This is a genomic window from Chitinophaga rhizophila (assembly GCF_019492185.1).
In the GTDB taxonomy this organism is placed as follows: domain Bacteria; phylum Bacteroidota; class Bacteroidia; order Chitinophagales; family Chitinophagaceae; genus Chitinophaga; species Chitinophaga rhizophila.
Window position 1 is genome coordinate 661,710 of record NZ_JAICCF010000001.1, and the last position, 25,132, is coordinate 686,841.

A 25,132-nucleotide genomic window follows, 5' to 3' on the forward strand; every position below is an offset into this window, starting at 1 on the left:
TACAGCAACACTATTGAACACAATACCTCTTATAACGCAGGATTTGCCGCATAATCAGCCCACAGCTGATCAACAGTTTTACCTGTCAGCGTTACCCAGGTATTGGCAGTGTAAGTCTTGTTACGTAAGGCGGTATTCAGATTGGTGACAATCGACGCATTTACGCGATTTTCCAGCCAGGCCAGGAAACGTGCTGTAACCCGGTAAGCATTTGTATAATGCTGGGAAGAGGAATATGCAGGCAAGGACCATCCTGCAGCTGCATTATTAACGCCATAGCGGTAACGTACCAGGTCAGCTATACCCTCAGTCAGCCAGCCGGGTGTACCGCCTGTATAAGCCTGAATGATATGCATAATCTCATGCGTAGCTACGTCAACATCCTGCGGATTGTTCTGGAACCATGCAGCGCTGTACGTAACCGTTGTACCGGAAGTATACGCTACTCCATTGTAGTTCGGATCAATTACATATTTGATTGACTTGGTAACGCCCGGGTTAAAGCGCGTCAGGAGCTGCGGGTACTTGGTAAAAAAGATGTCTACTATCTTCTGACGTACCGTTTCGCTGAAATTAGGGTCGTTGTTTGTCAGCGTCAGCTGATAACCATTACTGGTATAAATTACCGTGCCTACAGGTACGGCCTGCGCGCTGACTACGCCTTCGGTCTTCGTTTCTGGTTGAATGGATGCTTCTTCTGGTGAAATAATTGCCGATTTGCTACAGGCAGATAATAAAAAGATACCAAGGGTACCGATAATCATGGAATTTTTAAGCGAGTGTCTCATGTTGATGAGTGGGTTTACGATAGGAGGCAAATGAACAACGCGATCTGACTATATAAACGCGCCTACATCGTTTTTCGTACATTCCACTCCTTCCAAACCCTGGCTGTTTTGCTACTTGACAAGTTGATTGCCCGCCCTTGCCATTTCCCCTTTCTCTACCTGCAATACCTCCCTGGCATACTCCAATCCTACATTATAAATAGCATCAAAACGCTTAAAATCAAACATCCCAAACTGCCCTAATGCGGCCGGCTCAATAAACAGGCTGCATAACTGCTTGTTTTTCAACACCGGCTCCTGTATTGCCATATGCATCGTACGATCCATAGCCGCCAGCATACTACCTGACGGATCATATGGCGTCGGCGGATTTACATGCACACCTACAATATCCTCATATTTACCTGATAAGGGTTCTATAGGTAGATTACCAGATATACCACCATCAATATAAGGTATGCCTGCTATGACCACCGGCTGAAACAACATAGGAATCGTAGAGGCTGCAAGTACAGCCGGAATTACTTCTCCGCTGGAAAATATGGCCTGTCTGCCGGTGTTATAATCTGTCGCAGTAATATACAAGGGTATTGGCAAGGACTCAAAGGTGGTATGTCTTAAGGTTTGCCGGAGCACTTTCTCGACAGTTTTAAGGGATAGAAAGCCCGATTTCATGTTTTTCCATTGCATGGATAAGCCCATCTTTGTCTGTTGAAAGATGGCCCTCACCTCATCGGAGGTATATCCATCACAGATAAACGCAGCCGCTATAGAGCCTGCACTGGTAGCAGCAATTGCTGCAGGAAAGATATGCTGTTCCTCAAATGCCTTCAACACGCCAATGTGTGCGTAACCACGTGCGCCGCCACCGGAAAGTACAAACGGACGGCGTATAGGGATTTTCAACTGATGATTCATAAGCTACTAATATATATAAACAAACTAAAATCCGCTACCTTTATTACCATCAAATATAATCCGGATGAAACGCTATTATCTGCTGCTGAAAGCCGCCCTACTGATGCATACACTACCTGTATGTGCACAAATCAGCACCCCTCCCACCGGAAATACCGGCACTCCTCCTATCTGCATTACACATGCCAATGTGATAGATGTTATAAACAACAAGACACTGCGTGACCAGACAATTGTTATTACACAGGACCGCATTACCCAGACCGGTCCGACAGCGAAGATCAAGCCACCTGCTGATGCAGTAATCATAGATGCTACCGGTAAATATATCATGCCTGGCATGACAGATGCCCACGTACATTTCTTCCAGAGCGGCGGACTATATACCCGCCCGGATGCAGTCAACCTCACCGCTATTTACCCCTATGAGAAAGATCAGCAATGGGTAAAAGATCATCTGGATGATATGATGGCCAGATACCTTGCCTGTGGCATTACTACTGTTGCAGATGTGGGCGGTCCGCTCAGTAACTTCCGTATCCGGGACAAAGCCGGCAAAGAATCCCTACATCCAAACGCCTGGGTAACCGGTCCGCTGGTATCTACCTACCTGCCACCTAACCTTGACAAAAAAGATCCACCCATTGTAAAGGTTACTACACCAGAAGAAGCACGGGAACTGGTAAGAAAACAATTGCCCTATCAGCCTGACTTTATTAAGATATGGTATATCGTCGTACCCGGACAACCAGCTGAAAGCACCCTGCCTATTGTCAGTGCTGCTATTGCAGAAAGTCATGCAAACGGATTAAAAGTTGCTGTACACGCTACACAGCTGGAAACCGCCCGGCTGGCTGTAACCGCCGGAGCAGATATTCTGGTTCACAGCGTCGATGACAAAGTATTTGATAAAGCGATGTTACAGCTGCTTAAAAGTAAGCAGACAGTATACATTCCTACGCTTACAGTAACAAATGGATATAAGCGGGCATTCACGCAACAGTTCGACTTCCCAGCCCAGGATCTGAAATACGGAGATCCCTTCATGCTAGGCACCCTTACTGACCTTCAGCATATGGATACCAGCGCTGCCGGCTTCTATTATAAAAATCTTCGCAGCCGTCATAAACTGCCTTCCGCAGCAGATACTATTATGCGGCAAAACCTCCAACTGGCCCGGGAAGCTGGTATCAATATCGTGGCAGGTACTGATGCCGGTAATATCGGTACATTACATGCCTCTTCGTACCTGACAGAACTAAAGGCGATGCAGGCGGCAGGCATGAGTAACCGCGATATTATCCGTGCGGCCACTATCAACGCAGCCATCGGCTTCGGAAAGGCAAAAGACTATGGTAGCGTGGAGCGTGGTAAGATGGCAGACCTGCTACTATTAGAGAAAGACCCTACGGAGGATCTGGAGGTATTGGCAGATATAGCCACCGTTATTCACCGTGGGAAAAAGTTAGATACCCGGACATTGCTGCCTGTTACTCCTGAAATACTTGCTCAGCAGCAGCTGAACGCTTATAATGCCAGAAATCTTGAGGCATTCCTCGCTCCTTACAGCGACAGCGTCTCTATTTACGATCAGGCTACCGGAAAGCTGCAATTGCAAGGCAAAGAACAAATGCGGAAACGGTACGCAGGCCTGTTTGAAAGGGCGAAGGAGCTACATTGCGAACTGGTTAACAGAATGGTAATGGGTAATATCGTTGTTGATCAGGAGAAGGTGACAGGAGTAGGAAGTAAAGTGCTCGAAGCTATTGCTATTTACACAATAGAGAACGGTAAGATTGCAAAGGTGTCATTTGTATACTAAACAACTGTAAAAAGGGGCTGCCGGCTAAACAGCCCCTTTTTATATGCCTTCTATCGTCCGATATGAATTACATGTATCACGGGCGGATTTTTCATCTTTCTGAGCATAGTAAATGCCACTGCACCTATTAACGCGCCATAGATCAGCAATACGTTAACCAGCCCCAGTGAGGTCAAGCCTAATATCAATGCTCCTATGCGTCCGATAGCAACTACTTCTCCACCTTTATCCATCACAGCCATAGATGATAGCGAATAGATAAATATGGCGAAGATAATCGCCAGACCAATCATCGGTTTGCGGGCAGCCTTTATAGGAGTTATCCGTATCTCCTCGTAAGAAGCACCCGGAATATGCGTTTTAAAATGATGGAAGATTTCTTCTCTCCGCGCCTTATCTGGTATAACGAAATGCTCTTCAGCGTCAATGCCGAAGAATACCTGGATATACTCCTTACCTTCCTGCAGGTGTATCTGCTTCACATAATCCAGCGGAAGGCTGAATAAACAGGGGTCGCTGAAATCATTTGCCTGCATCCGGGCAATGAGAAATGCTTCTTCCGCTTCTTTAGGATTTGCTTTGTAAATAGTTGCATTGGCGAAGGCAATAACTTTATCGCCTTGGTGGTGATTGGCCCAGATTTGTGTCATAACAGGTATTAAGGACACGCAAGATATGTCATATAATAATATTCAGCAATATCAATACACTATTCACGCCTATTCCTGATAACATCCTTTAATTACCAACGAGTTATACAAAATCTCACGGGGGCAGGTGTGCGGAGTTGCCCTTCGGCGTCATACTCCGATCCGGGATGGACATCGGGTATACTCAGGTAGTCCAAGCGACGAACTAGCGACGGCCAAGCGACGAACAAGCAACGAATAAAATATTTTTCTTATCTTTCAGCATCAATTCAGCTATCCCTAACGACACCTACATGAAAACGAAAACACTATCGCGGATAACAACCGCTATCGTTGTTATCTTCTGCATGAGCGCAACTACCGTACTCGCACAAAAGAAAGTACTCAATCCGGGTACCCTGAACATCGAAAAAAATGACAGAGTCTATTCCTCGAAAGATATCCGGGGGAGTGCGACAATTGGTAGCAGTAAACAGGCTATCATGAGTCTCGAATGTACATTACGCGACGGGAAACGCATCTTATCCTTAAGGTTTGATCTGAAGAAAATAGGGGAATTTCAGCCTGGAACGGTTGCTTTTGCCAGAACGGCCAATGAGGAAGAACCAGGTAACTTTGTGCAGTTCCTGAACTATCCGCAGGATGAGGAAACCGAAAGTGCGGATGAAGGGTCAGGAAAAGACATCTCTTCCACTGCGGAAAAAGGCACTTTCACTTTAACAAATATCAGGTTTGATGATGTTAAAGCGATCATTTCCGGCAACTTTGAATTTACAGGTCCTAATGATATTGATTCAGGCAGCGAAAAAACTGTTACTGTAAAAGGAACTTTTGATGGTGTATCCATCACCTGCATGGGGCCACATCCATGATCAGTTATCATACTGACTTAGATGGCCCTGTCATGACTGAATAACTGCATACTTACTGATCCTGCAGATCCGGTGAGCACGTTCTTACAGAATGCCCTCACCGGATCTCAGATCTCTTTCCCGGTCAGGCTATACACCAGATTCTGTAACTGGTGCACATATACCAAAGGCTGCCCATACGGTATCATTTGTCCGCCTGCCGCTGCCAAAGGCTGAAAGGAATAACCCTCATCCCTTATATAAATATTGTCTTTACGATTATACCTGTAGGAATATACCTGCTCATCTTCTCCATGCTCTTTCTCCCCCCGCACAAACGCCAGGCTGCGAAGATGATGGGTGTCCAATGTCAGGGGATGTACATTTGCCAGCGGCAGTTTACTTTTAGGTAATGAAGAGTTATAGATAAAGCCGTCCAGTAAGCCTTCCACTTCAAACACCGTTTCATTCATATACAGATCATAATACCATACCAGGTTGCCTGTACGCACGTCATTTGCTTCTATCATGATAACATCTCTTTCTGCAAGTATAACGGTATATTCTAATTATCAAACGAGACAACGCGGGATTCCTTTACAATATCCTCTTCGTCAGGGTCATTCCTGTCTACTAGACCGGCAAACAGCTGAATGGAGCCATTTTTAAATACGATACTGTCTACGCCGGCGTTGAGACTCTGCCAGGGCCGCAGATTATTAAAAGCTACCAACTGCTGCTTTTTGCTGGACAGATCTACCGCTGTCACTTTTACACTATCATCAGGATCATTGCCTGACACGTTGTAGACTAACTGTCCACTGCTGATATCATAATCCAGTACCTGCTCATAACGTTTATCCGCAGGTTTGGTTGCCTTGGTTACGGTCGTTACTGACAGACAGGAGAAGCCACAATAATGCTCAAAGAAAATATGACTCTTATTCTCTCCTGCATATACCGGTATATGTTTCCAGTTGGTAAAATCTGATAGGATCACCGCTTTACTATTACCTTTGGAACAGACAATATACAGGTCTTTGTACTTGGATGCATCGTTTCTGACCAGGTATTGAATGGTCCACCCACTGGCCGTCACTGTGTCCAAAGGACATTTGTCTCCGTCATCATAACGTTCGTCTTCCCTGTCAATCGGGAAAAGCTGGATATTGTCATCTTTATCTGCTACTGTTCCCTTAGTGGTAGCAAGGCTGATCGTTTGTGCTGCAGCTATACCTTCTGTATCTGCAGTACGTGGCTGGCAGCCAGCAAGGAAGGCGGCTGCACAATATAATATATAGATTCTTATGTGTGACATAGGAGATTTCTGAGCACTAAAATTAGTATTCCCGCTGCAATTCTTCCCAACAATCTTTTTAACTACACTTATTAGGACTATTTAAAATAATAAGGGGATAACCGATAACAGTTATCCCCTTTTTCCTATGCAAAACAAAAACAATCCTATCAGGATTGAGCAGACAGTGCTACAGCTTCTGTAAATGGTTGCAGGTCTGGTTTTAATGCCTCAATCACGGCAATGAACTTATCAGCTACAAGCCGGAACCCTTCGTCTGTAGGATGGATCTCGTCATACCAGGAGTCACGTGCAACAATATCACGCACATTGATATAATATACCACTCCCGGGAACGCGGCTGCCACCTTCTGTAGCCGCTCGTTAAATTCATCAACAATAAACCTGATCAGTGTCTCCCGTTCTGTTTGGGGCCGGATCTCTTTCAAGATCATATATTTCCCCAGCCAGCTGGTTTTCTTCGGATCAATGTCAGTATCTACAGGTATGACATAATCATAACTATGTACCAGTATCCGCAGATTAGGATAACGGTGATGCAGCTCTGTGAACATCTCTTTGTACCACCGTTCCAGGTCATCCAGCTTGTCAGTGAATGCACCTTTCAGATAACGGCTGGTTGTATCGTCGGCTTCTGCAGGCATATCCCGCAGGAACTGCTGGAATTGTTCACCCAATATATCATTACCGCCTCCACTCACCAGAAATACCTGCGCCTGTTCTTCCCTGATGGCATCCAGGTATTCCTTTTCTTTCATATAATGCTCAAGTGTGTCGCCGGCTTCTGCATAGCTACGTATTGCGTACAACTTGTACAGGTGATCCAGCGTATCCTGCAACCTAATCGGGTACTGGAACCAGGAATCGCCTTCCGCAACAATACGCAGTCTGTCAGTATGCTTCAACTGATTATATAGTCTCCTACGCTGACGTGTTTCTATCGTATTTGCTGCCCACAGCACTACATTACCCCACAGCCCTCTTTCCTCTTCAGGCAGTTTGATCTGTGGTTTCAGTTTGAGTTGTGTAGGCTGTCCCCTTTCATCATTAACAAGGTCGTAATATACACCTGCGGCGTAATAGGACGTCTCTTCGTAGTCCATTAGCTCCTGCAGGGTCTTATACTCAATACGGTTGAATGATGGATTATTGAAGATGAGAGCCAGCGTCTGCGTCATCCATCCACTGAACACGGCGGGAGTGTCTTCTTCATCCATAACAGCGCCTTTGGTTACCTCCATCGCACTTCTTACCAGCCCTTTCTCCCGGTCGGCCAGTACATAAGGCGCAGGGAGGCTACCCAATGACAGCGCTTTCACATTAAAGGCATCTGTGCTGACTATGATCTTGAGTGTTTCCATACTCAGTGGCCAGTTATACTCTTTGACAAAATCATCCTGCCGGATAACAATCCTGTCTTTGCCTTTTCTTCCCAGCACCAGGCACTTACCCGGCTCCAGTAGTCGTGGCGAGTCTTCCTGATAATCGAGGTAACTGCTGAATTGCACACCCAGGTAAAGGGCGGCTACATACAAATGCTGATGTGTAGTATTGGTCAGCTTTATTTCCATAGCGCCCTCCCACAAGTCGTCGCCTGGTTCAAAATCAAACACGGCCTTACCGTCAGCTATATTCAGCTTTTGCCGGCCACCATCAGTATAGATTCTTGTCAGTTCGATTCTCAATGGTTGCTTTGGAAACGCATCAGGGGCCGTATTGTTTTGAAGTGACTTAATGAAGTGCCACTGAGAAATGTGCTTCAGTGTTTCCACCAATGCGGTAGCACCCTTCTCTTTAATTAGTTCCAGCGGACGTACGACAGGGCGGAATGGATCATTGGCTTTCGTGATGACAGCTTCTCCTGCACGTATATGCAGGGTATAGTCAGCGGTTCTTCCATACTCGTCTGCGGCTGACTGAAACTCAAACTGTCCGCCGGCATTACTTTCTATGTCATCCACCAGTTGGGCCATCTCTGCCGGATTACCATTCACATTATTCAATTCGAGAAGTATCCTGCCACTCATCAGCCCTTCTGCAAACGCCTTATGCGCTCTGCTCTGATCGGGATTCCCGTCAATAGTAATGATACTATAGTCAATAAATACATTGTCGATGTGACCTCTCCATTTACGGTTGTTGTCTGTCGCATCCACAATGGTGATCCTGGTGTTTTTGTCTACACCGTGAATCGCGCCCAGATTGATCTGCCAGCCTTTTACATGACTGGTGACTTCTGCTATTGTAGCCTGATCACTCAGGCTCCTGTTGAGGAAACCAGTGCTGAGCAGCTCATCCATATTATTGGAGACATATATTTTGGGCGTCTGCTCAAAGCTGAACCTCAGATATTGCCGGATGCGGCTGCTCAATTCATTGTAAGATACATTGCCGGTGCAGGCATCCAGTGCGCCTAACAGCTTTTTGGTAAAGACGCCTTCACCATTTACTTCAACTGCCGACTGATTACTCTCGCAGGCAGCCATCTGTATATATACACCCTCTGGCAGGAAGTCTGACAGCTTCTGACCTTTTACATCCTCCTCTTTGATCTCTGCTGAGAAGACAAAGTCATTCCATGCTCGTTGCGGGAAAGCACCTGAATACCGGGAGCCGTCCTTTACCATACGTTTGATAACAATATCCTGCTGATAGGCAGTGTTAATCAGCTGACCACGGGTGTTATCTCCTGAGTGGCAACAGTCAAAGATAGTGACGATATGAGCGCCTGTTTTCTGGTAGAGCTTCGCCAGCAAGTAACGCAGTTCTTTATCTGTCAGCAGGTAGTCAGACGGTTTCTCGGCACCGCCATCATAGCATACCAGGCATTCCAGTTTGTCATCTGTTTCTTCCCAAAGCGGAGCAGCATCTTCCTGGGTACCATGGCCTGAATAATAAAACAGGATAGTGTCTTCCGTAGTAGCCTGTCCCAGGTGCTCCTCAAATGCTTTTATCACATTATCCCTGGTAGCAGCTGCGTCAGTCAGCTTCTTTATCCTGCAATCAAAAGCTGTACGGTGTATCAGGTAGTCCTCTACCTGCTGTACATCATGCAGACAGCCATTCAGTTTACGTACTCTGTCATAGGCATTGATACCTGTAAGCAAGGCAAAGACCTTTCCACTGGGTGGTGCCACTTCCCTGTTCAGGCTTTCTTCGTAGTTTAAAGGGTTGTAACCATCATTATCGGTAGCTTCGGCTACCACCTCCTCGTCATTAGCTGCGCCGGCAAAGTGTGCTGAGATATCAGCATCTGAACTCAGTGCAGCAGACAGGGAGCGAGTCGCAAATCCCAGAGACCTTTCGGTTACTGCCGGTGTGAAGGTAGCTGCTGTGACTCCACTGATCAACGTGTCCCAGTCGAAAGCCGGACCAATATCCCACTTGCCTGAAGGGCGATAGTTAACGTGGGTCACAATACCTTTGAAGTTCAATACGTCATTGGTAGTGATAAATCTTTTGTCCTCAGGCAGAAATTGCCGGGGGATATTGTATTTCGCTGTCAGGAAACGTAACAATATAATAGTGCTTTCTATCTGTTCGGGGGTGTAAGAGGCATAATAAGACTGTTCCCTGAACGGATGATCAATCCTGGTATAAGCAGCGCTATTGCTCAGTGTAGAGTACACATCTATTGGTCCCGGTTTGCCATTTACCGGCTGACGGGAGTAGACAGTTTCAAGGTTACCGTCCCGGGGTACCAGAAAAGCATAGTTAGACAACTCTATACCAATAGTGACCTTATCCTGGGCGTTCTTTGTACCCTGATTACCCACTCCTGCGCCAATATGACCAGACCAGTTAGCCGAAGGAAACAATTGGTAGATCGTGCCATCTCTGGCAATTACAAATGGTACAGAGACGTGCCTGTCCTGCGTAGTGAGACTTTGCATATCAGATCTCAGGTTGCCGGCAGTAAAATGGAGTACGATGCGCTCTTTGTTATGCGCTGCCGGATAGAAATAATTGCTGCGTCCTGGTTTATACAATTGGCCGTTCAGTACCAACTGCTCATTAGGCACCGGCAGTGAAAATGGTGTCAGGAAGGGTTGCGCTTCACGTTTGAAGCGTTCCTCTAGCTGGGGCAAGGAGTCGAATCTCATGTAGAGAAATTTAAGTTTTATGGGGCGGTGGAAAAAATAACAAGTTCTTACTTACGACGTGGATTCCCGAAGCTAACTACTCACTGATTATGTCTACCTCAAATATATGATTTAATATTCAGAAACACTTGATTCTCCTTACATTACGATACTTATCCGGTTACCGCTGCTGTGCCTGTATACTTATTTACCCCCTTTTTATCAGGATGTCCACATTAACATATTAACTCGGCTCAATACCTATTTAATCGTGAGATATAATAGCATGATATTTAGTGGTCTCCCTTCTAGTATTAAACCGAGCAGGATTTTAGTGATAAATACGATTATTCACATTCTCTAAAATACTGAGCCATGAAAAAGCATGTCGCAACAATCGGTTTCCTGCTGGTAACAGGCGGGTTTATTTACTTCGGAGGATCTTCCTCTCCTTCATACGCAGCTGACACAACAAGCGATGAAGTATATGTACCTGGCAACAGCCAGTTTAACCAGGACACAGTTCCCCGCACTGACACTTCCAGACACAAAGCGAAAAAGATGAAGAACAAGAACAAAAAGGATACTACCTGGAGAAATGATTCAATACCCCAATAAGCTAACTTTCAGGGAAGCCTCCGTAAAGCGGGGGCTTTCTTTATTTTGTCACTTATCGTCCGCGTTTCGTCACATTTAACTGGCCGTCAGCAAAGGCTTTATTAGTATTGCCATCAAATGCTGCTCGACAATGAAATACGCTATATTTCTTATTAACCTATTGCTCATCTCTATCGGAGGAGTGGCGCAACAACGGTTAGGGAAACTCAATATCTACTTCAACAATATTGCACTACAACAATACATGAACGGGAACATCCTGCTGGCTGAACATGGCCGGCCGGTATATCAACGTTCCTTCGGCTATGCCGATCATGCTGCTGCAACGCCTAATACTCCCGACCAACGTTTTAACCTTGCATCTATTACCAAGGTATTTACGGCTACCGCCATATTACAACTAAAAGAAAAAGGACTACTTCGGCTAGGTGACAATCTCCGGTATTACCTCCCTCAGTTTCCCTATGACCGTATTACCATCAGGCATCTGCTGACGCATACCTCCGGCCTCCCCGATCTGGAACTATACGAGCCTATAATTAAAGCTTATCCCGACACCATTGTTACCAACAACATCATTATTCCTGTGCTTATACAGGAAAAACGGCAACTGTATTTTCAACCGGGAAGTAAATTCAGCTACTGCAATCTGAACTATTCACTACTTGCCCTGCTGATAGAGAAACTCAGCGGACAATCCTTTCAGGCATACCTCGTGGATAATATATTCCGGCCAGCCGGTATGTTAATGACCAACGCAGTAGCGTGCTCATTTGAGCCGGCAGACAAAGACATCGCTACTCCTCATGTCTATGACATGCTGTACGACACTGCCTGTACATCGGCATTTAAGCTGAAAAGATACCGGTATACCTCGTACAACAATAGTGCAGCTACCGGCGCTTCCAATGTTGTTACAACAGTACATGACCTCCTGCTGTTTGACAAAGCATTCTTTGCCGGTAAATTATTAAGCACTACATCCATGCAGGAGGCCTTCACTCCTGTGGTGCTTAACAATGGAGATACCACCTGGGAACATATGGATACTATGCAGGGAGAAGGAAGAGGCAGTTATGGACTTGGATGGGAAATCTTTGAACAACCTGCATTTGGCAAAGCCGTAGGACATGGTGGCTTCAATTTCGGTCTGGCTACCTTCTACTACAGGAATCTGGATAAACAGCAAACAATTATCGCATTTGATAATTTCCCCGGGCCTCCGTTTGGTAGCATCGTAACATCTGCACTACATCTGCTGAATAACCAACCGGCTACGCCTGTAACAATAAAAACCTCATTAGCGAGACTCTTCGGTCAGCAGCTGTTACAATATGGTCTTACAACTGCTGCTAATAATATGCATGTCCTGGTGAACGATACAAGTCGCTATTACCTGAGTGAGAAAGAGATGAACAAACTGGGATATGAGTTTCTTTATCTCTCCTCTGTTCCTGGTCATGCGCAACTGGCAGTAGCCACTTTTTTGACTAATATCTCATATTTCCCTGACAGCTTCAATACGTATGACAGCTACGCAGAAGCCTTGTCAGTAACCGGTAGCAAACAGGAAGCCATCCGTATGTACCGTAAGTCCATTGCGTTAAACCCAGACAACAGAGACGGGATCAAAGCCCTGGAACGGTTACTCAGCCAGCCGTAACAGGCAGAACGTATTTGTTGTAAAGTAGTGTGGCTGGTTATGCCGCCACACTACTCTCCGTTTTATCTATTGTTAAGATCTGCGATTAATGTTAGTAGCTGTGCTCCTGTTACCGGCTGCAGATTAAAGCTAACCGGCGTATAGTTAGTACCACTTGCAGGGGGAGCAATTGTTACGTCTTTCAGTTCAGCATAGAACTGTCCGCCTAGGGCAGTAATTGCCAGGAAGCTACCCTGCTGTCCTACCGGTATTACATTCTGATAGCTCAGGAAGCCTTTAAAGCCATTAGGCGCATTCAGAATGATATTGAAGAACTTTACAACAGAGTTGATCGTCTTCGGTTTGAAGAACAGCATACTTGGCTGCTCAGGAGATGAGCTAGGGGTATCATCATTGTAAATGTTGAAGTAACCCAGTACTGTTGTCTTTGGTCCGGTTGTTCCACTGAATACATCACAGTTTCTCCATTGTATTAGCTGAGATAACTGGAAATCCAGTGTACCGGTGCCGGGGTTAAATAAGGCGAAATCAGGCGCTGCGTTCCAATTGATACCAGGATCCTGAGAGGCTGGCTGTATAACGCTGGTTGGCTGATTAAACTGATTATGACCATTCACAGTAAAGTATACTGACGTGTCGCCATCCCACATAGGCACTTTTTCCTGCGGACGTACCTGTGCTCTCACAGGTGCCTGCACTGCAATCGGCGCTGCCAGTGTAAGGTCTGCTCCACCTTCTGTAGCCCTTACAAAGAACTCTCCATATGACAACAGGTATTGTCCATTGGTAGCTGTAGGTCTGTTGGTCAGTACAAAATCCTTCGGACTATATACTTCTCTGATAGCTACACTAACCGGACCGGTAGGTACAGAACCATCTTTTCTGCGTAAAGCACCCGGAGGTATAGTATACCTGGTGCCATTAGGTGTGGACAATGTACCTGGCTGTTTAGCAGATACGGTAAAGAAAGAGGTCTTAGGGGCAGCACTCTTAAACAGATCTGCTAACAAACGGGCATCACGGCTGGGCTCTGCGGTAGCGGCAACTGCATTGCCATCCGGATTCAGTTTTTCCACAGCAGATTGTTTGTTACAGGAAACAACAGCGATAGTTGTTACCAAAGCCAGTGCTCTGACAGAAAGGGATCTCATAATTATCAGTTTTTGGTTAGGAAATTTTGAGGATTATTACGTTCTTACTACATACAGACGTACCTAAAACAAATTTAACTGTTGAGACATGAAATCAAACCGCGCTGTGTAAACGATGTCCCCCGCAAAGTTTGCTTCCTGTACACATACCCCCTTTCCCATCAATACTATCAGGCGTATATACTGAGAAACTGTTGCATCGCTTCTTTCTTATAATCCGTAAAACTACTGCCTGAAAAGTTCTTAAAAAACTTACTGAAATGGGCGATATCATCAAACCCCAGACTATAAGCTATCTCCTTCATACTCGATCCTGAATAGGTAGCCAGCCGTTTCGCCTCCAGTACTACCCGCTGCCGTATGTGATGGCTGGCCGGAAAACCGGATACTTTCTTCACCATCTCATTCAGATGATTAGGGGTCACTGCCAGTTCGCCGGCATATTCGGCCACCAGCTTATATTCCATGTATTTTTGCTCTACTATCGAAAAAAACCTGTTCACAAGCGCCCTGTTGCCCGATTTAACAACTGGCCCTTCTGACGGACGGTATTGCCTGGTCAGATAAATCATGAAGATATTCAGCAGCCCTCTCAATATCTCTGCCCGCAGCAGGAAGTAGTTGTCAAATTCACGCACCATCTTCCCTGCCAGGTCTCTCATTTCTACCTGTACCTCCTCTGTCAGCTGAATAATAGTGGTACGGGACAACGATTGAAAAGAATGTGCGTGAAATATCATAGCGGCATTATCTTCCGGCATTAGCAAAAACTCCGGACTGAAAGTGATTACATACCCGGTGGCGGCAATAGCTGGTTTGAAATGATGCAGCTGCCCGGGGGCGAGACAATAAACCTGGTCAGGCATCACCACATGCTGCTCATTATCGACAAAATAATTACCGCTTCCAGCTATTACCCATATCAGCTCAAAGCTGTTATGGACATGCGGCATGCCGTCCTTTAGCTGGTTGTTTCCTGACAGGTCTTCCAGCCTGTAGATCTCAAATGGCATAGGCGGCCTTCCTTCCTGTATCAGGGTCTGGGCTGCATGACGCTTCGTGGGTTGCTGGCGGATGCAGGCAGGGTGAGTTTTTATCATATGGTCTGATTAATGGTGTGACGTTGGTATAGCACCCTTAGAAAGACAAAACACATACCACTCACCCAAACTACTGATTTATAATACTTTGTTTAAAAACCACCCTCTGATAATTAGCTATATTTAGTCAATTCACTGCTTTTGCTCACTCTATTTAGTGAATATCCGTGACTGCCTGCAAGACCGGTACACGCCCTGACCATCGAATTATGCTATTTCATAAAAAACAGCCGCTTTATTTCCGTGATAAACGGCGATATGGCGAAATATCGTAGTTTCTTGATTGCCCCATAACACATAATTAAATGATTATCAGCAAATAATAGCTCAGGCACACAATTGGCCTACTCTACAAGCATAAAACCACAACCGTATGAAGTTCACAGAATACTGCCCTTTATTGAAAATCGAAGATATAGACGCCAATCTGCCCTTTCAGATACAAACATTTCAACAAATGCGCGATGCAATTGTAGAACACAACGCTACGCCGCATAAACAGAACTACATAGAGATAGTATGGATCACTAAGGGGAGCGGTACCCTCGTGCTTGACCTGGAAATGTTCACGCTACAAAGCAACAGTGTATTTTGTATTACCCCGGGACAGCTCCATCAGCTCAGAGAAGATGAAGACACTGAAGGTTACATCCTTTCATTTACAGAAGCCTTCCTGCATATGGGCGAACAGGAATTTGACCTGATGTATAACTCCGGCCTGTTCCAGGCTTTCTCCCGCTCAGCAGGCATCAGATTAAACAGCGAGGTAGCCCGCGAAATGCAGGAAGTAGCCACCAAGATGCTGAAAGAAAGCAATAACATTTACCTGTTTAAAACAGAAATGCTGCGCCGGTATCTGAAAATCTTCCTCATATATGTTACCCGTCAATTCCAGGGCCCCTTACAAACGGTTGTACAAACCCGCAACCTTGACCTGGTAGAAAAGTTCAAATCACTGGTTGAAGTTCATTTCAAAACGCACAGGAAAGTCGCTGATTATGCAAAACTCCTGGCTGTAACGCCCAACTACCTGAATGAAATCATTAAAAAGATCACTGCGTATCCTGCCAGCTATCATATCCGTCAGCGTATTGTGCTGGAAGCCAAAAGAAGGGTTGCCTATTCTGACGAATGCATGAAAGAAGTAGCGTGGTATCTCGGCTTTACGGACATTGCACACTTCAGCAAATTCTTTAAGAATGCTACAGGCGCTACCTTCTCTGATTTCAGAAAGGAATGCCTGGTTATCAGTCCGGTACACTAAACCCGTAGTCCTGCCTACTAATCATTTTCGCTGATCACATCTCATCATGTGATCATTTTTTTTGTCTGAACAAACCTCTTCCTGTATCTGCTACCACCTTACCAACAAAAAGCTCCTGCCGTTACCTATGCGGGTATGGCAGGAGCTTTATATAAAAAAGGTAAAACGAACTAACGAAGGTATTTCTTCAGTTCTGCACCTGCATGAGCCATTGCAGATTGCGTACCTGGTACTGTTGCCAGTGGATTCAGCAATCCCCAGTCGTGAATCATTCCCTGATAACGTACCAGTGTTACCGGTACTCCGGCCTGGTCCAGCTTACGTGCATATGCCTCGCCTTCATCGCGCAGCACGTCATTCTCTGCTACCAGCACCAGCGCTGGCGGTAGTCCTTTCAGCTGCTCAGTAGTAGCCTGTAAAGGTGAGATATGGATATCGCTGCGTTGTTGCAGAGTAGCATAGTTATCAAAGAACCAGATCATCATGTTCTTTGTCAGGAAACGACCGGTTGCAAACTCGTTGTATGAACCGTTATCGAAATCAGCATTCGTTACGGGCCACAGTAATATCTGTCCTTTGATAGCAGGTCCCTGTTTTTCTTTCGCAAGGATAGACACTACAGCGGTCATATTACCGCCCACACTATTACCTGCCAGCGCCAGGTTTTTACCATCCACGCCTATCTCGTCGCCATGTTCTGCCACCCATTTTGTAGCCGCATATGCCTCATTGATCTGCGTAGGATACTTCGCTTCCGGCGCAGGTGTATAGTTAGGGAAGACCGCTACTGCTCCCGATGCCACCACCAGGTCGCGTACCAGTCTTTTATGTGTAGGGAAATCGCCGAGTACCCAGCCTCCTCCATGAAAGAACATGAATACCGGCAGCTTGCCACTTACGCCGGCAGGACGTACGATATCCAATTTGACAGTCAGCCCCTCCGACGTGATCGTTTTCTCTGAAAACTCAACTCCGGAAATATCAACTGTCACCGATTCCTGTGCACCTGTCAGCACTCCTCGTGCATCTACCGGCGACAAAGTCTCTAACGGCTCGCCGCCGCTGTTGTTCAATGCATGTAAAAAAGCTTTTACCTTACTGTCAATGGATGGATCTGTATCGGGGTCGAGTGGTAACCTGATGTCTGTGCTCATTGTATTGAGTTTTTATTAGTTGAATTAACAATTGTGTCTGATCAATGTTCACAAAGCTATCTGTTATCCTGCGGCGGATCAATTGCCAAATGCCAGTAACTGTTGTCATTTTCATCGAGCGGGCAATTATTCTGAACGCCCATGATTAATACAAGTTTAACCCTGATTCCGGCATTGCACAGCAGGGACTAATTTTTCATCTTTGTACTGTTATCAATAAAAGATATCGGATCATCAGCAAAAATTAAACCTGATATTTCTATCAAGTTGGCATTGGTTATCAAACGGCTGTTTCTTTTCAGGAACAGCTTTTTTATTATCCCCAATAAAAAGAAATAGCGCCACAGAGCTGTGGCGCTATTGGGTAACAAACATTATATCTACCTATTACAACTGTCTTGTTTACTTAATACCCTATTTCCATCCTCCTCCCAGGCTTCTGTATAATTCCACAGACGCGCTCAATTGCTGACGGGTAATATCAGCCTGTGTCAGCGACGCCTGTAGTGACCTGCTTTGTGCTGTGATCACATCCAGGTAGTTAGCCATGCCACTGCGGAACAGCATTCTGGCATGCGAGGTTGCCAGTGATAGTGTATTCACCTGACTAGTGGCTATCTGCTGTTGTACTTTCAGTTTGTCCAGTCTTACGAGGGAGTTAGACACCTCTCCTATTGCATTCAGTGCTACCTGTCTGAAACGGATTACAGCTTCTTCCCGCTCTATCTTTGCCACTGCCAGGTTAGCTTTCAATTGTCCGCGTTGAAACAATGGCTGTGTCAGACTTCCTGCTGCCAATCCAAACAGTGAAGCGGGTAGTGTGAACCAGTCGCTCGCTTTGAAGGCATTGACACCGCCATTCGCAGTAATATTCAGTGCCGGATACATACTGGCCTGTGCTACGCCTACCTGTGCATTCGCTGCTACCAATGCCATCTCCAGCTCCTTTACGTCGGGTCTGTTGCTCAGCAGTGAAGCGGGTACGCCCGTAGGCATGATCTCTCTTAGTGGCGTTGAGATCAGTGTACTGCGGTAGTCAATCGTACCTGGCAGTTCTCCTGCCAGTATGCGCAGGGTATTCTGCTCTATAGCTTTTGCCTGTTCCAGCTGTGGTATCAGCAGGGCGGCTGTCTGCCGTTGTGCCTCTGCCTGTTGTACGGCCAGTTCAGTGGTTTCGCCGGCTGTCTTTTGCAGGCGTATCATCTGCACAATCGTATCGCTAAGCGACACATTGCTTTTTGCAATTTCCAGCTGTGCATCCAGCATCAGCAGGTTATAATAACTATTGGCAATGTTTGATACCAGTCCTGTCTGCACGGCATGTTTACCCTCAAATGAAGCCAGGTAGTTAGCCAGCGCTGCCTCTTTCCTGCGCTTAATCTTTCCCCACACATCTATCTCCCAGGAGAGGGCGGCATTCAGACTATAGTCTTCTATATGTTCGGTACCAAGGAATGTACTCAGACTGGTACCATTCAGACTATTCTTTGAAGGGATGGAAGTAGACGCTGCCGCCTGGAGATTCACAGTTGGCAGCCAACCTAATTTTGCCTGTCTAAGGTATGCCTGTGCCGTTTCTATCCGTTTAATAGCCAGCTGAAGATCATAGTTCCCGCTCAGCGCCCTTCCGATTAATCCCTGCAGTGTTGTATCTGTAAAGAACTGTTTCCATTCCAATGTCGCTATACTGCTATCTGCAGTTGCCGCTACCGTTGTATCGCTATAGGCGGACGGCAGTACCAGGGCAGGACGTTCATAATTACGGCCCACCCGGCACGATGCCAATCCTACAACTATGAGGCAAGAGACGATTGAAAAATGAATATATTTTAGTGTCATCCTGTTATTCTTTAATCTTTAAATATATTGCCGTTATACAGTGGCATCGCCTGCTACGTCGGGATGTGCTGTCTTTAACGGTTTACCGCTTACCTTCTCCTGCAGATACTGGAAGATGATAAACAATACCGGTATCGCAAATACACCCAGTATTACGCCTGTCAGCATACCTCCGGCTGCGCCGGTACTGATTGAACGGTTACCCAATGCAGAAGATCCTGTTGCACGCATCAGTGGTGTCAGACCGGCCACGAATGCAAAGGATGTCATCAGGATCGGACGCAAACGCAGTCTCGATGCTTCCAGCGCTGATGCCAGCAGTCCCATACCATTGCGGCGGCGCTGTACGGCATACTCCACAATCAGGATCGCATTCTTTGCCAGCAACCCTATGAGCATGATCAGACCAACCTGCACATATATATTGTTGTCAATACCAAACAGGTTGATGAAAACAAACACTCCGAATATGCCCAGTGGTATAGACAGTATTACTGATAATGGCAGGATGTAGCTTTCATACTGTGCTGCCAGCAGGAAGTATACAAACACAAGACACAACAGGAAAATAATACCTGCCTGTCCACCTGCTGCTATCTCCTCTTTCGTCATACCTACCCACTCATATGAGTAACCTCTTGGCAGGTATTGCTGTGCTACTTCCTCTACTGCCTTGATAGCGTCGCCGGAGCTGTAACCTGGTTTCGGCTGACCATTAATCGTTACTGCATTAAAGAGGTTGTTACGGGTCACTGTTTCCGGACCATACACTCTTTCCAGGTTTACAACCGCATTGATCGGCACCATTTCTCCGGAACTGTTCTTAACGAAGATGTCGTTAAGCGACGATGCCTCGGCACGTGATGGCGCTTCTGCCTGTACAATCACCCTGTAGTATTTACCAAAACGGTTGAAGTCAGAAGCAAACGTACTACCATAATATACCTGCATCGTCTGCAGGATATCTGATACTGATACGCCCAGCTGCTTCGCCTTTGTTTCGTCAATCTCCAGGTTGTATTGAGGGTTGCCGGCATTGAAGGTGGTGAAGGCAAAAGCTATTTCCTTCCGCTTCATCAGTTCTCCGATAAAACCATAAGCCGTATTCGCCAGCTTATCCAGCTGTCCGCCGGTACGGTCCTGCAATATCACCTCAAAACCATCTACGTTACTGAAACCCGGCACAGTCGGCATGTTAAACATAAAGATGTTGGCTTCCTTGATGTCTGCCAGTTTAGCCTGCATCATACCCATCACCTCCTTCAGGTCTTTCACCTGGCCACGGTCCTGGTGTTTCTTCAGTTTCACAAATCCTACTGCATATGCAGAACTGTTAGAGTTGGTGAGGATATTGAATCCGGATACGCTCAGGAAACTGTTTACTGATTCCAGCGCCTTCATTTCCTTCTCTACTTTGTTCACCACTTCCTGTGTACGTTGCAGGGAAGATCCCGGAGGCATGGTCACTGAATACACCACAAAACCGTTATCTTCTGTAGGGATAAAGCCGGTCGGTGTTCTCTTCACCAGCCATACTGTTATACCTATCACTACTGCCAGGGCTGTCAGCGCAATCCACTTACGTCTTACCAGGAAACGGATACTGTTGATATATTTATTGGTCACTGCTTCAAAACCGGAGTTAAAGGCAGTAAAGAAGCGTTTGCCAAAACCTTTGGTATAAGCTGCGCCATGTGCATCTTTACTATGATTGTTCTTCAGCAGCAAGGCACACAACGCCGGACTTAAAGTCAACGCGTTCAATGCCGATATCAGAATCGCAATGGCCAGTGTAAAGGCAAACTGCCGGTAAAATACGCCCGCAGGCCCCTGCATGAAACCAACAGGAATAAACACTGCGGCCATTACCAGGGTGATGGAGATAATTGCACCGGATATTTCCTGCATGCTGGTTACTGTTGCCGCACGTGGAGACATATTAATACTCTCCATCTTTGAGTGTACGGCTTCGACGACGACAATGGCGTCATCCACCACGATACCAATGGCCAGTACCAGGGCAAAGAGTGTCAGCAGGTTAATGGTAAATCCAAACAGCTGCATAAAGAAGAAGGTACCGATAATGGCAACAGGTACTGCAATAGCAGGGATCAGTGTAGAACGGAAGTCCTGCAGGAAAATGAACACCACAATGAACACAAGTATGAATGCCTCTATCAATGTATGTTTCACCTGATCGATAGATTCATCGAGGTATTCTTTGGTACTGTAGATATTAAAATAGTCAACGCCCTTAGGGAATAATCCTGCCGCTTTCTTCATCAGGTCATTCACCTGTGTCTGTATCTCATTGGCGTTGGAGCCGGCGGTCTGATAGATAGCGATACCGATACCAAACTTACCATTCACATGGGTGTCACTGCTATAGGTAAACGAACCAAATTCTACACGCGCCACGTCTTTCAGTCTTAACAGGGAACCATCTGCGTTTGCTTTCAGCACGATGTCTTCATACTGTGCATTCTGATTACGTTTTCCTTTGTACTTGATCACATACTCAAATGCTTCTTTACTGCTTTCACCGAAACGACCGGGAGCTGCTTCCAGGTTCTGTTCTCTGATCGCGCCCAGTACATCCTGCGGAGACAGGTTATTAGCGGCCAGCCTGTCAGGACGCAGCCATATACGCATGGAGTAGTCCTTTGCACCGAATACCATCGCCTGACCTACACCCGTTACACGTTGTATTTCAGGTATGATGTTAATCTTTGCATAGTTCTGCAGAAACTTCTCATCATATTCTTCCTGGTCGCTGATCAGGTTCACTACCATGATCATACTGTTCTGTTGCTTCTGGGTAGTAATACCGGCGCTCACTACTTCAGTCGGCAGCAGACTGGTAGCTTTCGCTACGCGGTTCTGCACGTTTACTGCTGCCAGATCCGGATCCGTGCCCAGTTTGAAGTATACAGTCAGGGTCATGGAGCCATCGTTGTTGGAGGTGGAGGTCATGTAGGTCATGTTCTCCACACCGTTCACTGCCTCTTCAATAGGCGTAGCTACTGAACGGGCTACCACTTCCGCGTTCGCACCGGGATAGGAAGCTATAACAGCCACACTGGGCGGAGCGATATCGGGGAACTGTGTGACCGGCAAAGTGACGAGTGACAATAGTCCCAGCAGTACCAGGATAATGGACACCACTGTTGCCAGTACGGGTCTTTCTATGAATTTTCTTAACATAATCTTCTTGCGTTAGTTGTTTGTCAGGATGTCTGAAGCGTACTATCCCCCTGCGGTCTTTGCAGACCGTCAAATCGGAAACACAGTACAGGTCAGTAGTCAGTTATAGTGGTCTGGCCTTCAGCAGACTATCCATTGATATGGGTTGTGGTGTTATCACCATGCCATCCCGGAGGCGGTCCAATCCGGTGTATACTACAGACTCGCCTGCAGCTATACCTTTTGCTACGAAATAGTAAGCGCCATTCTTACCAGATACGGTGATTGGTTTGCTGGCTACCTTGTTACTATCACCAACAGTAAATATGAAGACTTTATCCTGTAGCTCAAATGTGGCTTCCTGCGGTACTACGAGTGCAGCGTCAAAGGTTTCAGACAGCTTCACCTTACCGGTATTGCCAGAGCGTAACAAGCCGTCAGGATTAGGAAATACTGCACGGAAACTTACTGCGCCCATCGTCTTATCAAACTGTCCTTCCATTGTTTCGATACGGCCTTTCTGTGTGTAAATGCTATGATCAGGCAATACCAGCTCTACTGGCGGCAGTTGCTTTACTTTCTCAGCAATAGTGTTGCCTTTAAATTTATCTTTGAATTGCAGGAAATCAACTTCACTCATTGAAAAGTAAGCATACACCTCATTAACATCAGAAAGCACTGTCAGCGGCTGCGCCTCACTACGTCCTACCAGGCTACCATGCTTGTAAGGAATGCGGCCTATATAACCACTTACAGGCGCTGTAATTAATGTATAGCCGAGATTGATACGTGCATTGCTGACCATAGACTGTGCCTGGGATACATTTGCTTTAGCTGCCTGATAAGCTGCCTTAGCAGTCTTCAGCTGAATATCAGATACCACATTATTATCTACCAGTGGCGTAAGTCTGGATACTTCCAGTGAAGCTTTTTCTTCATTGGCCTGTGCCGCCAGCAGACTGGCAGATGCATTACTCAACTGCTCCTGGTAAGGACGGTCATTGATGCGGAATAAAGGTTGTCCTGCTTTTACATAAGCACCTTCATCTACAAATATTTTATCGAGATATCCATCTACCTGCGCACGGATCTCTACGTTCACTTTACCTTCGATTGCAGCATTATATTCACGGTGAGTAGAAGCAGGAACTGCAGCTGCCTTAAATACTGGCAATACAGTCGGAGGCGGCGTCCCATCCGGCTTTGCGGAAGATGATGCACAACCTGATAATACTGCCAGCAGTATCAGACTATAGAGAAAGCCTACAGGCTTTTGTTTGTTAATTTGTTGAAATAAGTAATTCATACTGTTTGTGTTTTCTAAATTATTGACAATAGACATCCAGTCTGCAATCCTATGGCGATTTCAGATACGTCGTGGAGCTATGGGCAAATCCTGCCTAGCCCTTTCCGCAGTTAATGGAAAGGAAAAAAATAGTTGTTACGTAGTTGTTAGTTCTACGAGGTAGATTTACGATTAATAGCTAATAAGAGAATCCTGTTTCTGATAACTAACAGGCGAGATCGATATACTTCATGAGCTTTCTGTTTTAGTTGACGGTTGCTAAAACTGTTTCCATCCTATAATACAAAAGTAGCACGTACAACAAAGAAAACCATTTAACTAATTACGGTATTAGTTGTACTTTTCCCGGATGCTTTTCTGAAAAGATGCAGGTGTTGTACCTGTATGCTTCTTAAAGAAGCGATTGAAATAACCATCATCTTCAAAGTTAAGTTGACCCGCTATTTCTTTGATGCTCTGCTCTCCCCAGTACAGTAAACGTTTTGCTTCGATGATACGTTTCTCATCAATGATCTGTTTTGCAGTCTTACCCAATGCAGATTTGATCGTATCATTCAGGTGCCCTGGCGTTACAAACATCATGTCTGCATAATGCGCTACCTGGGTCTTATCCTTATAATGTATATCTGATAATTCGTTGAATTGTCTCACAATACGGTTAGGCAATGTATCTGACTGTATAGATGCAATATCCAGTTGTGGTAACCTGGCTGTTGCAGCCATCAGTGATTTCAGCTGACTACGTATAATCATATCGCTGAGTGGCTGCGGATTGTCTGACTCTCTCAGCATAAGACGTGCGAAGGCCATCAGTTCTTTCAGCTGTACATCTGTCAAAGGCACAATTCCTTTTTCAAACATACATGCCCAGCACACCATGCCGGTACCGGATGCATCCGGCAACAGGAACTCTTGTGAAAAGGATATATTGACTATCTCAGACAGACTATCACCGGTGTAATGATAGATCTGATCAGGCATCAGCATGATCATTGCCGGCGCTGTTACGACGTACTTCTCGAAATCGATATAGTGTACGCTTTCGCCTGATAATAATAAAGTGAGGCTGTAATTAGAACGTCTGTGCGGTTCAGACACATCTCCAGGTTGTACCAGATACGTCGTACGATCTATATGAAATCCTTTCACAGGATTACCAGGCCTGTTGACGTCAGCATAGTCATACACGGGTATCATTACATTATTCCTCATAATACTTACAATTTGGTATTAGTAATGGTCACTACAGTAAATAAGGGGATCAGGCAGATCTGATTATTTGATCCGGACAGAAGCAGGTGGTAACAAGTAGTATTAACGTATAGTTTTCGTTATGGTGGTACAAAAGTATAAATTCCACCCGCATTTCATATTAGTTCTTCCTATTTTATTTTAGAACTTGATAATTTAGTTCTATACGCTGTG

Annotated in this window: 18 protein-coding genes; 5 read left to right on the plus strand and 13 right to left on the minus strand. The window is 45.8% G+C overall.

The features are described from left to right. Positions 1-29 precede the first annotated feature (29 nt). Positions 30-788: a basic secretory family protein gene (locus K1Y79_RS02460; protein ID WP_236059451.1), complete on the minus strand. Its 759-nt coding sequence runs from the start codon at positions 786-788 to the stop codon at positions 30-32. Positions 789-899: 111 nt separating this feature from the next. After that, positions 900-1,706, minus strand: coding sequence for a patatin-like phospholipase family protein (locus K1Y79_RS02465; protein ID WP_220248416.1), 807 nt, complete (start codon positions 1,704-1,706; stop codon positions 900-902). A 64-nt stretch (positions 1,707-1,770) separates the two neighbouring features. On the opposite strand from K1Y79_RS02465, the gene K1Y79_RS02470 reads away from it, so the two are divergent. After that, on the plus strand, positions 1,771-3,528 hold the full coding sequence (locus tag K1Y79_RS02470; RefSeq protein ID WP_220248417.1) for an amidohydrolase family protein: 1,758 nt from the start codon (positions 1,771-1,773) through the stop codon (positions 3,526-3,528). A 50-nt stretch (positions 3,529-3,578) separates the two neighbouring features. Here K1Y79_RS02470 and K1Y79_RS02475 read toward each other — a convergent pair whose 3' ends face one another. Further along, positions 3,579-4,178 (minus strand): hypothetical protein, encoded by a 600-nt coding sequence (locus K1Y79_RS02475; protein ID WP_220248418.1) that lies wholly within the window; start codon positions 4,176-4,178, stop codon positions 3,579-3,581. Positions 4,179-4,471: 293 nt separating this feature from the next. On the opposite strand from K1Y79_RS02475, the gene K1Y79_RS02480 reads away from it, so the two are divergent. After that, positions 4,472-5,050, plus strand: a complete 579-nt coding sequence (locus K1Y79_RS02480; RefSeq protein ID WP_220248419.1) for a hypothetical protein — start codon at positions 4,472-4,474, stop codon at positions 5,048-5,050. Between the two features lie 107 nt (positions 5,051-5,157). Here K1Y79_RS02480 and K1Y79_RS02485 read toward each other — a convergent pair whose 3' ends face one another. The 3 genes from K1Y79_RS02485 to K1Y79_RS02495 form a co-directional block, all read right to left on the minus strand. After that, positions 5,158-5,559 carry a hypothetical protein gene (locus tag K1Y79_RS02485; RefSeq protein WP_220248420.1) on the minus strand — a complete coding sequence of 134 codons (402 nt, stop codon included), beginning with the start codon at positions 5,557-5,559 and terminating at the stop codon, positions 5,158-5,160. 35 nt (positions 5,560-5,594) lie between these two features. Next, complete coding sequence (locus K1Y79_RS02490; RefSeq protein ID WP_220248421.1) at positions 5,595-6,347, minus strand: hypothetical protein; 753 nt, start codon at positions 6,345-6,347, stop codon at positions 5,595-5,597. Positions 6,348-6,496: 149 nt separating this feature from the next. Beyond that, positions 6,497-10,450 carry a caspase family protein gene (locus K1Y79_RS02495; protein ID WP_220248422.1) on the minus strand — a complete coding sequence of 1,318 codons (3,954 nt, stop codon included), beginning with the start codon at positions 10,448-10,450 and terminating at the stop codon, positions 6,497-6,499. Positions 10,451-10,804: 354 nt separating this feature from the next. On the opposite strand from K1Y79_RS02495, the gene K1Y79_RS02500 reads away from it, so the two are divergent. Both K1Y79_RS02500 and K1Y79_RS02505 read left to right on the plus strand, forming a co-directional pair. Further along, the gene (locus K1Y79_RS02500; protein WP_220248423.1) at positions 10,805-11,047 is read left to right on the plus strand and encodes a hypothetical protein; all 243 of its coding nucleotides are present in this window, start codon (positions 10,805-10,807) and stop codon (positions 11,045-11,047) included. 130 nt (positions 11,048-11,177) lie between these two features. Beyond that, the gene (locus K1Y79_RS02505) at positions 11,178-12,710 is read left to right on the plus strand and encodes a serine hydrolase domain-containing protein (RefSeq protein WP_220248424.1); all 1,533 of its coding nucleotides are present in this window, start codon (positions 11,178-11,180) and stop codon (positions 12,708-12,710) included. Positions 12,711-12,772: 62 nt separating this feature from the next. On the opposite strand, the gene K1Y79_RS02510 is transcribed toward K1Y79_RS02505, so the two are convergent. Together K1Y79_RS02510 and K1Y79_RS02515 are read right to left on the minus strand one after the other, a co-directional pair. Next, a complete protein-coding gene (locus K1Y79_RS02510) occupies positions 12,773-13,861 on the minus strand; it encodes a hypothetical protein (protein WP_220248425.1) in 1,089 nt (362 codons plus the stop codon). A gap of 170 nt (positions 13,862-14,031) precedes the next feature. Next, a complete protein-coding gene (locus K1Y79_RS02515) occupies positions 14,032-14,961 on the minus strand; it encodes an AraC family transcriptional regulator (RefSeq protein ID WP_220248426.1) in 930 nt (309 codons plus the stop codon). 373 nt (positions 14,962-15,334) lie between these two features. Between K1Y79_RS02515 and K1Y79_RS02520 the strand changes: the two genes are divergently transcribed. After that, positions 15,335-16,225 carry an AraC family transcriptional regulator gene (locus K1Y79_RS02520; protein WP_220248427.1) on the plus strand — a complete coding sequence of 297 codons (891 nt, stop codon included), beginning with the start codon at positions 15,335-15,337 and terminating at the stop codon, positions 16,223-16,225. Between the two features lie 170 nt (positions 16,226-16,395). Here K1Y79_RS02520 and K1Y79_RS02525 read toward each other — a convergent pair whose 3' ends face one another. From K1Y79_RS02525 to K1Y79_RS02545, 5 genes are all read right to left on the minus strand, one after another. Then, the gene (locus K1Y79_RS02525) at positions 16,396-17,379 is read right to left on the minus strand and encodes an alpha/beta hydrolase (RefSeq protein WP_220248428.1); all 984 of its coding nucleotides are present in this window, start codon (positions 17,377-17,379) and stop codon (positions 16,396-16,398) included. A gap of 414 nt (positions 17,380-17,793) precedes the next feature. Then, complete coding sequence (locus K1Y79_RS02530) at positions 17,794-19,218, minus strand: efflux transporter outer membrane subunit (protein ID WP_220248429.1); 1,425 nt, start codon at positions 19,216-19,218, stop codon at positions 17,794-17,796. Between the two features lie 33 nt (positions 19,219-19,251). Beyond that, on the minus strand, positions 19,252-22,422 hold the full coding sequence (locus K1Y79_RS02535; RefSeq protein ID WP_220248430.1) for an efflux RND transporter permease subunit: 3,171 nt from the start codon (positions 22,420-22,422) through the stop codon (positions 19,252-19,254). A gap of 103 nt (positions 22,423-22,525) precedes the next feature. Continuing rightward, positions 22,526-23,707: an efflux RND transporter periplasmic adaptor subunit gene (locus K1Y79_RS02540; protein WP_220248431.1), complete on the minus strand. Its 1,182-nt coding sequence runs from the start codon at positions 23,705-23,707 to the stop codon at positions 22,526-22,528. A gap of 330 nt (positions 23,708-24,037) precedes the next feature. Beyond that, positions 24,038-24,919 carry a helix-turn-helix domain-containing protein gene (locus K1Y79_RS02545; protein WP_220248432.1) on the minus strand — a complete coding sequence of 294 codons (882 nt, stop codon included), beginning with the start codon at positions 24,917-24,919 and terminating at the stop codon, positions 24,038-24,040. Between the last annotated feature and the right edge of the window lie 213 nt (positions 24,920-25,132).